Source organism: Phyllobacterium phragmitis (assembly GCF_002980495.1).
Classification (GTDB): Bacteria; Pseudomonadota; Alphaproteobacteria; order Rhizobiales; family Rhizobiaceae; genus Paramesorhizobium; species Paramesorhizobium phragmitis.
Map to the genome: position 1 here is coordinate 33,977 of NZ_PVBR01000012.1, position 14,104 is coordinate 48,080.

Sequence of the window (14,104 nt, forward strand, 5' to 3'; positions counted from 1 at the left end):
AGGCAAAGATGCAGACGCTTCAAGCAGCCATTGATGCTTTCAACGCGCTCCCTCCTGAGAAACAGCGCGAAATGACGGAGGAACAACGGAAATCATGGGCCGAAGCGGAAAGCGTACTCGACCGTACCCCAGCCAATCCGGCAGACAAAGCCACCGCCGACCTGGTGCCGGTGGCGCATCTCTTTCGCTATGAAGATTCCGAACATGGAAGCTTTGAATTTTACGACACGGTTCCAAACCCTCCGCAGGCATTCACAAGTCGCATCCCCCTCTACGGCCCCGAAGCCGCCGAGCGGATAGCGGCGCTGGGCCAAGAGCTTGCCGAAGAGAAACGCATAAATAAGCAGCTGTCTGACGAACTCGACATGCGCGAGGACGAAGGCTGCATGTTGGATGACGAGTTCCGTAAATTGACCGAACGCGCCGAGACAGCCGAAGCCTGTGTGGCGAAACGGGAAAAGGAAAACCAACAGTTCCGGGATCGCTACGAAAATTGGAAGCCGATGACTACCCCGCCTTTCGAAGGCGCACACCCTCATACGCTGCTCTGCTTTTGGACACCCCCGACAGAAGACGAAGCTGACTATTGGAGCACCGGACATTGGGATGAGCGGCCTGATAGCGCCGCTATGTGGTGCTCAATCGTAACGCCGATTGGTCCGCGTCGCGAGCAGATAGCCGCCCTTATCCAGCAGGAAGGCGAACAGCCATGACCTCGTTTGACCGCCTCCCCCAGCTCGCCCTATCCGTCATACAGCCATGGGGCCACGCCATCGTCCACGATTGGAAGGACATCGAGAACCGCAGCAAGCCAACGTCGGTGCGCGGTCCGGTCTGTATCCACGCCAGCCGGTTCGTGAAGCGGACCTTCAACGGCGAGGCGAATGCCTATCTCCAGACCGTGGCCGGTCTCGACGTGCCGCAATTTGCCTTTGACGACCTCACCTTCGGCGCCATCATCGGCACGGTGGAAATCGTCGACTGCGTGACATCGAGCCCCAGCCGTTGGTTCTTCGGCACCTACGGCTATGTGCTCCGCAATGCTCGGTCGCTCGAAGAGCCGATCCCGCTCAAGGGCGCACTCGGCTTCTTCGACTGGCGTGCCCGGCTCCCGGCCGATGTCAATCCGGCCAGGGACGAGCCCGGCTCTCCCGCACAAGGAAGCCTGTTCTGATGAGCGACGAGATAGAACTCGACAGGCCAATTCGGCTCAGCAAGGCATGCAAGCTCTTCTTCGACGGAGCGCTGACACCCTCCGCCTTGCGAACAGAAGCCGCGAAGGGAAATCTTGAAATTACTCAGATTGCCCGTAAGGATTTCGTCACGCGCCGCGCGATCGAGGAGATGATGACGAGATGCCGCAAAAAAGAAAGCCCCCACGCCTCTGGCTTAGAGCCGAAAAGCAGCGCGACGGCACAATCCGCAATACGTGGATCATCAAGGACGGCACCGCCAATATCCGCACAGGATGCCTTGAGGATCAAGTTGATGAAGCGGAGACAAAACTCGCAGAGTATCTCGCCGAAAAATATGAGGCCCCCCGCGGAGGTCGTTCATCTGAAATAAAGGTCGGTGATGTCCTGACCATTTACCTCGACGAGAAGTCGGAATCGACATCCAGGCCAAAGGAAACCGAGCAGGCGATTTCCCGCCTTAACGAGTTTTTCGGCGACAAGCTTGTCTCGGAAATAAAGGGCAAGCTCTGCCGGGATTTTGCCGTCCATCGCAAGACGCAATCGGGTTCCCGCCGCGACCTAGAAATTCTTCGTGCAGCCCTGCGTTATTATCACAAGGAATATGGGCTGGACGTTCTGCCCGCAGTGACGCTGCCGGAAAAGAGCGTCCCGCGCGAGCGATACCTCACGCGATCGGAAGCGGCAGCACTCCTCTGGGCATGCATGGGATGGGAGAAGCACGGCGAAGGAAAGAGCGTCTTCTGGACCCGCCGACGCGATCAAAAGCGCATGCACCTTGCCAGGCTCGTCCTCATCGGCATTTACACCGGCACCCGCCTTGGCGCGATTCTCAACCTGCAATGGATGAGGAGCACCACGGGCGGCGTCGTTGATCTTGAGCGCAGCGTCATCTTCCGTCGAGCCGATGGCGAGCGTATGGCGCACAACAAGCGCAAGACCCCGGTCAAGATGGCGCGGCGCCTGGTGGCCCATGCCCACCGCTGGAAGCGGCTCGATGGCTGGTCTGACGAAAAGGCAGGGCTGCGCTACGTGGTGAACTATCTCGGCGATCCCATCACCAAGCCCCACAAGGCGTTCCGAAGCGCGCGGGCAGCGGCCGGTCTGGGCGAGGACGTAACGCCCCACGTGCTGCGCCACACGCGCGGCACATGGCTCGCCCAGGCCGGCGTCCACTCCAGCGAGGCTGCCGCTTCGCTCGGGCTTACGGTCGAGGAGTATGAGCGCACATACCTGCATAATGATCCTGATTTCCAGCAAAACGCTGCCGATGCCTATTGAGAACAAACCCGGTGCAGCGCACTGATTGCGCACCGCTTCACGGAACATGGAGTGAACATACGTGACTAGACTGAACCAAATGGCACTGATTTCATTGAACTTTTTGCGCGCACACGCCGTTCGGGACGAGGGGGTCGGAGGTTCGAATCCTCTCACTCCGACCAATGTTTTCAATAGGTTAGCTATACGACTCCACCCCCACAGATACCTTACCCCACAGAATGACGCTGAAAATTGGTTTCTTAACAGCGGTATTCGTGGCGGCTGTAGCGCGCAAAATCGCGTGGCAGCGCGCGCAAGATCAGATGGCAACAAGTTTTTCTTTGTAAGCCTTTCCTCCATCCCATGGGGCGCTTGCGGAATCGAGCGTAAGGTGCACCTGAAGTTGCGTCTAGGCGACTCTCTTCCGCGCCTTCGATATACGATGCTCTTTGCGGTTCCCGAGATATTCCACATTCTGAGTATGGCGATAGGGATTGATCGGCTCGCCAATCGGATCGCCGTAATCCTTCAAAAGCTCTGTTGCTGCCCCATCGCGAGTGATCGTCGTAAGCTCGCAGACACCGCCTGCTGATGCGCCGAGCATCGGAACCTTGGTGCCCCATGTCGTTGTGTCGGGAACACCAGCAAGGCGGAAGGCCTCCATAAGCTCGACGCCTCGCAGTTCCAGGAACCGTTTATCTGATTGTGGAATTCCTTTGCTGAATGTGTGAGCTAACTCCGGCCCTAGGCGTGGACCGCCCGCCGCAAAGGACTGCTCACGGAAGCAGTATGGCGTCGGATCATCGGGATTTGTGCCTGCTACCAAAATGAAAAAACCGCGTGGTGGCGTGTAGCCGGCCACCAGCAAATCAAAATGCGTGTCCTTTGCATCGAGGTCGGCGGTATTCTGTTCTTTCATGGTGCGAAATATCGCGGCCAGTCCTTCGATCGCAATCTCGACTGAACCGGACTTGTCGGCAATCTTCACACCGGTGCCTGCCAGTTTCTTTGTGATGGCATCATGCCCCCGGCCTGTGATCGCCAGCGGCAATGATTTTGCGCGAAAGACCTTGCTTTCCACCTTGGCGAGATTGCCGTCCACGTCCCAAGATGCGCCGTCAGTCATGAGCCTCACGCAATCGGTATACTTTATAGCGACATAAACGCTCATATCCATGTTTCCTTCAGGCTAGCGTGTCGCGGCAGGAAGCCGCCATCGTGTTTGAGAACGTCCGCTTGAGATCGTCCTTTAGGAAGTCGGTCGCGGCCTTTCCGATTCCGGCCAGGGCACCCTTCCAGTCACCACTGGTCAGGCTGTCAATTACAGAACCGATAGCGTCTTCACCAGCAGAGCGAAAGTTGCTCCAGGCATCGGTTTGGCGCTCAAGTACGTTTGTCAAATCGGACTGCTGTTTGGTCAGTTCTCGGATTTCCTGCGCCTCCCGGCTGCTCTGCCCCAAACCGCGCTGACGAATAAGTTGCTCGGCTTCCAACTGGGCGAGAACACGGGCGCGCACCTGTTCGCTCGCCCCTACTAAGCGCAGTTCCGCCTGCATCAGTTCTATGCGATCGCTCTGAGAGCGAATATATTCTTGGGCGCTGGCGCGGCGTTCTTCCTTGGCAAGCGCCTCATAGCCTTCGACCGTCTGCGAAATGATCTTCAGGAGCCGCTGCTTTTCGTCACCCTCGGCTCGCGCAGCTGCCGTGATCAGCGGTCGCAATTCGCTCTCTGCGCGCAGATACTGCTCCGCGTCAGCCGCGCTGACCGTACCGGCCGCGATCGCGTCGTTGACCTTCGCCCGCGCTGCCGCCTCGGCTCGCATGTCGAGGATCTGCGCCGATGACTGCGCCATCGCCTCGGCCATGACTTGATTACGGGCCTGACGAACGCGGTTCTCAGCCTCTGCCGCGTCGATCTCCATGCCGGAAAGCTGAATGCGCTCGCGCTGCGCGGTCAGTTCCGCACGCGTCAGCGGATCGCGAGCTGCCTGCAACTGGATATCCACGCGGGCGAGTTCGATCTGGCGCTGCTCCTGGGCAGTGATGCGGGCGAGCGCTTCTGCGCGTTGTCGATCGGCGTCCGATCGCTCATTGCCATCACCGGCATTGCCGCGAGCCGTGGCGTACTGATTTTCGACTTGTCGCCGATCGCTCAATTCGGGAGCGGCAATCTCCCGCAGACCGGACAAGGCTTCCTTGTAGTGGTCCATCCGCCGCGCCGCCGCCTCGACGGCATTCGCAGCGCGGATCGCTGGGGGTGATGTTTTTTCCAGAGACTCGGCGGCTTCCAGCCCGTTCTTTGCAACGCCAAGGAGCGCAAGGCCGGTTTTCAGGAGCTTTTCATTGTTCGGCTCAAGGCTCCAGCGGTCCTCGACCATCTTCCTGAACCCGAGGATATCGGGCTGGCCTTCCTTGGCCGTCATACGCAAGTGCTCAAGCGCCTCGGCAAAGGCGTTGTAAGATGGATCAACGAACCAAACGTCGGCACCATTAGTCCGCACATAAGCTTCACTCGCCACCGCATGCGAACTGTTAACGATGGCCTCGTCCAGTTCCTTGCGTGTCGATGCGGCGGCGATACGCGAACCAGCCATTGCGCGGCGATAATACTCGTCCGCCCCGGTACCGGCATATTGGTAGGCATCGCGGAGCTTGCGCACCTGTTCTTCATGTTCACTGGTGATTTCGCTGACCTTACGGGTCTTGGTGAACATGCCGTCCAGGGCATAGCTGGCGGCGTAACCGACTGCCGTGATGCCAACCATCAGCAAGGTGGTCGGGGTGATCAGTGAGGTCATCCCCTGCAACAAAGCCGGGAAGACCTCGCCCAATCCGCGGTTTCCCATGACCTGGGCGACCTGACCGGTCTGTTGCACCATGATCATGAAAGGACTCTGCCCGGAAGCCAACATGGTCACGATATCGTTGGCCTGATAGCTCAGGATCGCCATTTCATGTGCCGCGAGTTTCGTCGATGTCGCGGCCGCAACGCCGCCCGACTGAATGGCCGCGACCTGCGCGGAATATGCAGCCTGCGCCTTTGCGATCGAGGCAACGCGTTGCTCCTCCGTGATCGCTCCAATCTTCTCGGCTGCATTCAGTTCGGCGAGCAGCGACAGATGCCGCTGCTGAGCGTCCATCAGCGGCTTGTATTGCGCCCGAACCTGATCCAACTCCCGGCCATAAGCCTGCAACTCGCGCTGGCGCTCGACCATGGAACTATCGGTCATGCCCGAACGAATGCCGAGGAAGCCGGAGACTTTCGAACGCAAATCGTTTTCCGCCAGCGCCTGACCGCGAGTGGCTTCCGTCGCGCGTCGGGATGACGCGGCGGCCTGGTCGTTGCTGGCGGCAAGCCCCTTCATGGTGGCGGCGGAGGCTGCTGCCGTGCTGCTGAGGCCGGCGACCGCAGCTTTCCCGTCCGTGGTCGCGCTTTTCAGACCACTGGCATCGCCGGTGATAATCATCGACAAACGCATCGGTGATGTCATCTGAATATCCTAGCCATCGTACTTGCCGGTATAGCCATGGTCAGGCTTTTGGAGAAAGGCGCGCGGCAATGGAGAAGCAATCATTGCCGCGCTGGTCATAGAGCCTTGCCACCCTATGACCGTAGGAGATACGGGTTCTATGCTGCTTTGGCCCAAGCCGTGACGATGGGCTTTGCGGTGTTGGCCCATTCGTTCTGGACCGAAACAGCCGTTGTGCTTCCATCACCATTGTCAGCGATAACGACGCGAGTCCCGTTGTTCAGAAGCCGCATAGCCGCACCCTCAAGGGCTGGAGGAACAACAAGAACGGTTGGCTTTATCCCGAGCAGGCGTCCTTCATCGCCTGTCAGGTTCATCATGTATTGCCGAGCAGCTTCATAGTTTTCGGCATTCAGTTCGGCCTTGGATGCGAAGGCAAGCTGCCATAATCCGAAGCCAGCATTCGAACGAGCGCGGATGCCGTAGATGTAATCATCTTTGAAGAACACATTGCTGTCGTTGTCATTATCGAGAGCAGTCAATTTCGGAGCAATACGTTCCTGATAGATCATCGGTTTAACGGCACGGCTGGTGTCCAGTAAATACCATGCAGGTCCGTTCCCGGCCTGCATATTCGAGACAGTGGCAGTTTCACCCTCGCCATTCCTCACCGGATGATCAGCGTCGAAGAAATTCTTCCCGTCATAGCACTTTGTGGCAAAGCCCTGGGCCAGCAATGAAAAGACCAGTTCGTCAGGTTGTTCTTTTGAGGCACGTCCAAGATCGGTAAAAAATGGCGCATAAACACCTATATTGTCGTCCTCAATGTCCGTCCGCTTGACCGAAATCGTATCTTCGAACAGCTTGTTGGTGACAGCGAAACCATGCGCTTCCAGACTCTTGATTTCACGGTCGCCTATCCATTCGCGAAGCTTTGGAACTTGACCGAGCCAGCCGTAGCGCTCGCTGCTATTGGTTGACGGCACAATCATGGCTATTTCGCCATAAGCGCTCCCCGCGCCTTCGAACCCAATGTTAAAATTCGCCTTGAAGCCCGTAAAAATATCCCCGAGGCTTTGTTTGTTAATGATCATACTAACGGCTCCGATGAGTTAGGTGCGGTCGAACTGGCATCGAAGGTTTTGCGGACTTACCAATTGACTGCGGTTAAAATCAAATTTGAAGGTCATTTGAAGGCCACTGGCGCGTTTTCTCCCTCCGGCCTTGTTCTCCCCCTTGGCATCAATGCCGTTTCGCCTTTCCGTGGGCCTGATGGCGATCTTCAGCTTTCCCGTGCATTTGCAAATTGTTCGGCGCTGAGACCGAGCTTGGCACATATCGCAGCCTGCCCTTCGTCCAGCTTGCTCGCGGTCTGACTGCGGCTATGCGCCGATGTCTGCTGTCCAAACAGACCGATGAAGGCAGGACCGGTCTTTTCCACGAAACTGTCAAAGGCGGGCTTGTTTACCTTGCAGAGCGAAACAGCCCAGTCCTTCATGAATGGAGCGACCACGCCGCGCCGAATATGGTCCGCAACGTGCGCTTCTGCGGCCGTTTCAGTCACGCCCTGGCGAAGTTGGTTTGCCTCGGCTACAACACGTTCGAAATCACCGATCGGAACAAACTTCGAAGGATCGGGAGTTGCGCTATTTGCGGAGACAGGTGGCGTCTCACCCGTGATGGATGCGATTTCAAATGCCAGATCGACAAGCGGCTGCAACTTCTGCAAGACGGCCTTCTCATCCGACCCATCTGGAAGGCCTAGCAACTTGGCCGCGCTCGCGACCTTCTCGACATACGCTTCCACTTTCATAACTACCTCCGAGCGCGCGAGCGCTGTCAATTGATCCAAGTTGGGAGAGTTGGTCAGGCCTGCGTTATCGATATGAAGAACGCTGCCCGATTGCGTGTGATGAAAAACCGGAGAGAGGTAACGATACTCGCGACTGGCGAGGTGTTTTGCGGCGGCTTCCGTCCATTCAACAAGCCCCCAGACACCATCTGATCGAGCTTCCATACCGACTATCCAACCCGCAGCCGGCGCGGGCTTGCCGTTGTTGGCGGCGTTTATGCTTTGGTGCTCGTAATCGATAACGATCTGTTTTTTACCGTGATAGGAACGCGTCCGTTTCACGATCTGCGCCGGATCATTCGCGAGATACGGGCCGCGTCCGTCAATGCCGTTGAATTTGCCTGCGGGCAGCAGGTGCACCCATGATCTAGCCTCATCTTTTGAAGCCAATATCTCGATGCGGTGCATTCCAACTCTTGCGCTCATCAACCTTTGCTCCGCGCGAAACGCTGGAGATCATCTTTTATTTTGCCGGTTCTTTCGCGCAATTGTTCGTCGCTCATGAGATACGAACGGACAGACGTGTCTGTTACGCGCAGGATGCGAGCGATTTCACTGTTGGAAAGGTTGCAGGAGCGGAAATATCGAGCGAGAAATTTCTTGGCCACCGGGATGCGATAAATGCTAACGCCCTCGAAGCGATCATATAAAGCCTGTGTCGCTTCTATTCCGATGAGGCGCACAATCTGATTACCAGGCGTGGCCTTGCCCGAAAAAGAGAGCGCGCTCCCGCCGAAATTGATCAGGAACGTTACGGCAACCTCAAGCCCCAAAGCTTCAATAAAGGGAATAATATGGGCTTCAATTCGCCCGGAAATTTCTTGGTTTTGGGAGTTTCGCCATGTGTGCTGCATGACCGAATTTAGATCATAACCAAGGTTGGCGATCTATTTCCTAATCCTATGCAATAAGGGTTTTTGGCCACCGCACGTTCGTTGGCAGTTCAATACATCAAAAGGCCACGGGAAGAAAGCTTGCCCATGGCCTTCGATTTTGATCCTGCCCGCCCTAGTTGGCAAGGCCCAATCTAACGAGCACTTTTGCCGCTTCCTCGACACTTGGTAACGCGATCTCCGGCGGTAGCCGTTCCGGCAGAATGTCCCATGCTTCTGCGAGATCGCCGTTCGTTTCGGTTTTCAAAATGCGGACGAGCGGCAGGACCCATGGCGGGGCCGTGTTCTCCGCTTGCGCTTCTTCCACCCGCTCCACGTCAGGCAGGTTCGGCAAGATTGAAACAACCGCGTCGATCGCCGGCAACTCCAGAATACGCACTATCAATTCGTCGAAGGCGCGGGCTGGCAAGCTTGAGACGTGATACGCGCAAAACCATTTACCTTTGTGTCTCGCCTTGCGTCTGCGCCAACTATCCTTGTTTGCTCTGCGGCTAATTGCTTCCGGCGTTCGAGGCAAGCCGGGTAATGCCTTGGCTGCCAGATCGGCGGCGGTGAACCATTCCTGTATGCGACTGCCGTCGCGAACGATATGCAGCAATAAGGTTTCGAGATATTTCACGCGTCGTTGATTGTAAGCCCATTCGTCAGCAGCGACCGATACCGTAAGGATAAGGCTATCTGACATGAGGCCACCTCTTTTCGAGCCAAAGCGTGGTTTGCTGCTTTTGAAGAATCCATCGAATATAAGCTGCGAAAACTCGGACAGAGGGCATGGGAGCAGTTTGAGTGCCTTCGGCATTCAATGAAACGGCCTTACCGAATTTTGCGATGCAAACCGCCCGGATCGGGGCCGCTTTACTTGTCGGAAACGTCAGAGAGTGCTCGATCCGTATCATCAACGTTATTTCACGATGCAACTCGCCGTTTTCTGCAATTTCGAGAATCTGCATCCCTCGAACTGGTTGCCAGTCCCTCCAGCCTCGACGTTTTTTCCGCCGCGCTATAGCGTCTTGAGAAAATAGACTGACATGGTACTCCATTGTCGTACCCTTTCCCGCTGCCTTTCGGCATAGGGTCGGATGCGCCGACAGCCAGTGACGCTGGATATAAAGACGCACCGCCTGATAACTACGAGACATGCCCAACAACTGCGCTTCATGGACTTGCCGCGCCGTGAGCCATTCCGTTTGGTGTGGGTTATATGATGTCGGCATAGTCTTTACCCCATAAACAAAAGAGGGCGCGGGATATGACCGCGCCTCAAGCCGCTCTATTCGTTTACTACTCTTTTGAGGTCGGATTGATCCGTCTCATTTGAAAGCTCTGTTCCGCTACTACCGAGCAACTGTGCAATCACCTTTTCGACGGTCGCGGTTTTCAGATTGAGCGTCTGGGCGATGGCGCTGGCGTCCACGCCTTCCTTGATCTTCGCCGCGATGGACTGATCGCGCGCGTTCTCGTTAAGGACTGGCTCCTGTCCGTCAGTCTCTGCATCGGACCGCGCGCTATATGCGTTCGGCAGGGCAACATGGAGCAACACGCTCCGTACGTTGTCGGGTGAAATATCGTGGATTTCGCCGACACGCTCCAATTCCGCTCTGTCGTTGATGAATTGCAGAAGAAAAGGCCTCACCATTTCATAGGCGCTCAACCCCTTGTTCTTGACGTATTCCGCCGCGTATTCTGCAGCCTGCTCATGTCTTTCCAGCCGTTTTTCATCTTCGGCGGGGCTGCGCGACTCTTTGACCATACAGCGATGAATAGTTTGCAGGTCATTCACGATGCGGTCGGGGATACGGCAGATGTCGTGACTAAGATGCTTTAATCCGCCATTTTCCCAAAGGGCCGCATGGAGAAGGTGCGTAAAACCGCGCAACTCTCCATAGGTATCTTCCAGTGTGGAAAGCGCGTCGTCCATGTCGTCGAGTTCATAGGTGACTTTGATAGCCATGTCGGCCTCCAGCATGCTTTTCAAGGCATCATTCCTGCGGGCGGCGCAGAAGCCGGGAGTTGAAAACCGTGCTGGACGGCAACATGACCTTTAGGCTTTCGCCCTGGACATTCGCCATGTCCTCCCGGCCGCATCGGCAGCAAACGAAAAATTTTCGCTTGCTGAAATCTTGTGCGACCACGCCCCGGAGACAGGGCATAAAAAATGCGCCGTTCAGGCGCGGATTGATTGGAAAATAAAAGAACGACATTTTTTCGTTCTCTATCTCTCGCACCGGCCATGGTGGCGCATACCACCAGCAAGGAGTTTTCAAGCTCCGCATATACCGTAACGGCGATTGCCTGTTTCTGCAAGCCATCAACACAGAGAAAAATCAGAAGGAAAAAATTTCCTTCTGATTTTTGAGATGGCAATTTTTTCCGCTTCAAACAGAAGATGGAGTTTGCGGGTTATCTCTCCAGCGCCAGCAACGAAAGTCTTTGCCGTCGCTCGCCAGCCATCTACCGTCCGCCTAGCAGAAAAATTGCCGTTTGCCTAAACGAAATTCTTTCGTTTAGGCACCTTTCCAAGCGGGGCAGCAACACTCTGATTTGGCAGTCCGAAATTTCCCACTTTCGCAACGCTTTATTTTCAATTATTATAAGTAAATCATTGAAATCAATATATTAAATTAAAGTGGAAAGTGATTTTAAAAGTATCGTTTCAGCGCTCCACTTTCGAATTGTCATTTTTAATGATTTCAAGCACTTAGCACTTTGATACAGCGTAAAATTATAGCCAAAACAGGCGGTTTATGCCAACTGATCTTGCGCGCGGCTTGAATGGGCTTTCCGCTCGATTTCGTTCTAATTCATTGAATTGACGTTGTTTTCGCCCGATCCCGGCCAATCCCACCTAATCCCGATTAATGCCATCTGATATTGCGGGTTACAGCGGCGTTGACGACAGGCGCGTTTTCCGGCTCTTCCTGTGGCAGGAAGATATGCGCGCTTGACGGCGATACGGTCGTCATTGAACGGGAGCATATTCGCATCGCGAATATGCTCCCATCTATAGCGCCGGGCGCAAATAAAGGTGGCGGACCGTCCCCGGTGCGTGAATGCGAAGCCCCTTTGAACGAAAGGGCTTTCAAAGCCCCGACTTTTTCCAACTCGCTTTGAATAAATTCTTTCCGATCCATTGCGAGCGCCGCCAAAGCTGGTGCTATACTATCGAAATCAGGTTCTCCACGAGCATGCTGCTCGATCACGCGGCGCAGAAGCTCTCATTTCTGGAGAGCGTTTTGTGAGAGGTCGAATCCGCTACCCATCGCGGGTCTTTCCGACACGGACGGCGATTACCCTGCTCCGGAAGAGGATGTGCAGTTAAATCGCCTGCTTCGCAACACCCGATTCCTGCGATTGGTCAAGTGCAAGATACCAAAACTGGCAGCCCAAACGATCATCGATGGAACTTGAGGAATCGAACCCAGGCACCTAATCAAACTTTGCTGTGCTTCGGAAGTTTCAATGCCAATTTATGGTTTAGATACAGCCATCTCATAGCTGTGCAGTTAAACTCCAAGGTATATTGCCGGCGCGATCAGCGACAAGCCGGACAGCAACAGTAGCGCGAAAGCCATTTGCCTTACGGTTCTAGGCGTCAGTGGCGGAGGCCACCTCCTTGCCAGGTAGGTGGCTGCGACCACGCTCGGTAAGCCGGCAAGCGCCCAGACGAGAACATGGCTCTGCCAGTCGCCACTGACGGCGACCAGACCAAGACGCAACAAAGAGCTTATCGAGAAGATCGCGACGAGCGTTTCGCGAACCACCATGTGCGGCATCGGCTGGCGGTAAAACTGGAAGACGAGCGGCGGCCCCGCCGTCGAGAAAAGCCCACCCATCAGACCACCCAGGGCGCCGTAAACTGCAAAAGCCGCGCCAGATGACGGCCGGCGGCGCAAAACCGGACGCCGGATCAGTTGCAGGCTCGACAGAACGATCACCACGCCCAAGACGATTCTGAGGGCCGTCAGTGACGTCGATGCCAACAATTCGAGAAGTGCATAACCCACAACGATCATGGGTACGGCGCCAGCAAGCGACAGGAAGAACGGCCTTGCGGCAATGTCGCGCCAACCGCGCGCCAGAACCACAACCGCATTTGCGAGCGTCAGCAGGCTGATGACGACAGCAGCCTCGGCGAACGGAATCAGCCCTGTAAACGCCACGGCGCCCATCAAAAGCAGTCCGAAGGCGAAGCCGGTCAGCGTCTGCACATAGGCCGCCCCGAAAGCAAGTAGACCGAACGTGACGAGCTCCGCCGTGCCGATCATGCCGGCTCGCCAGATGCCAGACGGAGCGTACGAAACGGTTCGAGCCGTGCCAGATCCGGCATCGCGCCGAGACCTGGTCCTTCGGGCAAGGCGACCCGCCCGTCGTTGACCACGAGCCAGGCGGGCGTGATCGCATCGCGCGACGGGTTCGCATTGACGTCGACCTCCAGCAGCCCATCCCCACCCGCCGCGGCAAGGATATGAGCGGAAGCCACGAGGCCGATGCCGGCACCGAGGAAATGCGGGCAGTAGCGGCGTCCTGCTGCGAGGGCGGCCTTGGCCACGGAAAAGCAGCCGCTGACGCCGCCCCACTTCGCGGCATCCGGCTGGATGACGGAGATATGACCGGCAGAGATCGCGGTGTTGAAGGCCGCAAGCCCAATGAGATTTTCGCCACCCGCCAGTGGCGTTTCAGTCAGTTCCGCAAGTCCGGACCAGACCGCCTCTGTGGAATCCACCCGGACCGGCTCCTCCGTCCAACCGAGCCTTAGATCCTGCACGGCCAGCAGGAATGCGCGCGCCTGCTTAGGCGAAAAGCCCTGATTGGCATCCGCATGGAGCGTTTCACCCGGCTCAAGGCTTTCGGCAAGGTCACGGATGAGGGTAATGTCGCGCTCGAAATCGAAGCCGACCTTCACCTTGAAATCACGATAGCCAGCCGCGCGCGACTGCGCGACGGCCGTCTCCGCCTCGCGGATATGGATACCGCTGGCATAGGCACGCACCGTTGTTGCTGCGCGCGGCGAAAGCGCCTTGGCGAGCGGCTTGCCGCCTCGTCTGGCGGTGAGATCCCAATAGGCCATGTCCAGACCCGCAATCACCTGAGCATAGGGCCCGGCCTCACCGGTCTGTAGGGCCAGAATCTCCGTGGCGGCGGTAAGCTCCCGCCACAGGCTGGGCGGGGTGGGCAGCAGCCGCCCGATGATACGCGGCGCGATATCGGTCACAAGAAGACGGGCCCGGTGCTCGGCGCCACAGGCCGGCCAGTTGCACCAGATCTCACCCCAGCCGGTGAGACCGACGTCATCCTCCAGACGGACCAGAACTGCGGGACGATCCCGCATTGTCCCGAATGACGTCGAAACGGGGCGATCGAGCGGGACGCGGAAGACGAGGGCTTCCACCTTTCTGATCGTCACCGGTGACCGGGCTGAAACGGCAGTCATGC

14 protein-coding genes are annotated in these 14,104 nt (G+C 56.8%); 3 read left to right on the forward strand and 11 right to left on the reverse strand.

Annotation, left to right across the window (positions count from 1 at the left end):
• Window positions 1–8 precede the first annotated feature (8 nt).
• The 3 genes from C5748_RS16320 (at window position 9) to C5748_RS16335 (ending at window position 2,474) form a co-directional block, all read left to right on the forward strand.
• Window positions 9–713, forward strand: a complete 705-nt coding sequence (locus C5748_RS16320) for a hypothetical protein (RefSeq protein WP_105742998.1) — start codon at window positions 9–11, stop codon at window positions 711–713.
• Entirely contained in the window at window positions 710–1,174 is a 465-nt protein-coding gene (locus tag C5748_RS16325) for an ASCH domain-containing protein (protein WP_199194816.1), read from the forward strand. Before C5748_RS16320 ends, C5748_RS16325 begins: the two co-directional genes overlap by 4 nt.
• Before the next feature lie 181 nt (window positions 1,175–1,355).
• On the forward strand, window positions 1,356–2,474 hold the full coding sequence (locus tag C5748_RS16335) for a tyrosine-type recombinase/integrase (protein WP_105742999.1): 1,119 nt from the start codon (window positions 1,356–1,358) through the stop codon (window positions 2,472–2,474).
• Between the two features lie 391 nt (window positions 2,475–2,865).
• Here C5748_RS16335 and C5748_RS16340 read toward each other — a convergent pair whose 3' ends face one another.
• The 11 genes from C5748_RS16340 to C5748_RS16390 all read right to left on the reverse strand — a co-directional run bounded on the left by C5748_RS16340 (window position 2,866) and on the right by C5748_RS16390 (window position 14,102).
• Entirely contained in the window at window positions 2,866–3,627 is a 762-nt protein-coding gene (locus tag C5748_RS16340; RefSeq protein ID WP_146119543.1) for a hypothetical protein, read from the reverse strand.
• A gap of 13 nt (window positions 3,628–3,640) precedes the next feature.
• Entirely contained in the window at window positions 3,641–5,947 is a 2,307-nt protein-coding gene (locus C5748_RS16345) for a phage tail length tape measure family protein (RefSeq protein ID WP_105743001.1), read from the reverse strand.
• A 137-nt stretch (window positions 5,948–6,084) separates the two neighbouring features.
• On the reverse strand, window positions 6,085–7,020 hold the full coding sequence (locus C5748_RS16350; protein ID WP_105743002.1) for a Mu-like prophage major head subunit gpT family protein: 936 nt from the start codon (window positions 7,018–7,020) through the stop codon (window positions 6,085–6,087).
• Window positions 7,021–7,208: 188 nt separating this feature from the next.
• A complete protein-coding gene (locus tag C5748_RS16355) occupies window positions 7,209–8,186 on the reverse strand; it encodes a phage protease (RefSeq protein WP_158259871.1) in 978 nt (325 codons plus the stop codon).
• Window positions 8,187–8,203: 17 nt separating this feature from the next.
• Window positions 8,204–8,632, reverse strand: a complete 429-nt coding sequence (locus C5748_RS16360; RefSeq protein WP_146119544.1) for a hypothetical protein — start codon at window positions 8,630–8,632, stop codon at window positions 8,204–8,206.
• A 154-nt stretch (window positions 8,633–8,786) separates the two neighbouring features.
• Window positions 8,787–9,356 carry a DNA-binding protein gene (locus tag C5748_RS16365; RefSeq protein WP_158259872.1) on the reverse strand — a complete coding sequence of 190 codons (570 nt, stop codon included), beginning with the start codon at window positions 9,354–9,356 and terminating at the stop codon, window positions 8,787–8,789.
• Window positions 9,346–9,885 carry a hypothetical protein gene (locus tag C5748_RS28230; protein ID WP_158259873.1) on the reverse strand — a complete coding sequence of 180 codons (540 nt, stop codon included), beginning with the start codon at window positions 9,883–9,885 and terminating at the stop codon, window positions 9,346–9,348. The genes C5748_RS16365 and C5748_RS28230 overlap by 11 nt, the downstream gene beginning before the upstream one ends.
• 56 nt (window positions 9,886–9,941) lie before the next feature.
• A complete protein-coding gene (locus C5748_RS16370; RefSeq protein WP_146119545.1) occupies window positions 9,942–10,646 on the reverse strand; it encodes a hypothetical protein in 705 nt (234 codons plus the stop codon).
• On the reverse strand, window positions 10,643–11,035 hold the full coding sequence (locus C5748_RS27945; protein ID WP_146119546.1) for a hypothetical protein: 393 nt from the start codon (window positions 11,033–11,035) through the stop codon (window positions 10,643–10,645). The genes C5748_RS16370 and C5748_RS27945 overlap by 4 nt, the downstream gene beginning before the upstream one ends.
• A gap of 1,139 nt (window positions 11,036–12,174) precedes the next feature.
• Window positions 12,175–12,936, reverse strand: coding sequence for a TSUP family transporter (locus tag C5748_RS16385; RefSeq protein ID WP_105743008.1), 762 nt, complete (start codon window positions 12,934–12,936; stop codon window positions 12,175–12,177).
• The gene (locus C5748_RS16390; protein WP_105743009.1) at window positions 12,933–14,102 is read right to left on the reverse strand and encodes a mandelate racemase/muconate lactonizing enzyme family protein; all 1,170 of its coding nucleotides are present in this window, start codon (window positions 14,100–14,102) and stop codon (window positions 12,933–12,935) included. The genes C5748_RS16385 and C5748_RS16390 overlap by 4 nt, the downstream gene beginning before the upstream one ends.
• Window positions 14,103–14,104: the final 2 nt, after the last annotated feature.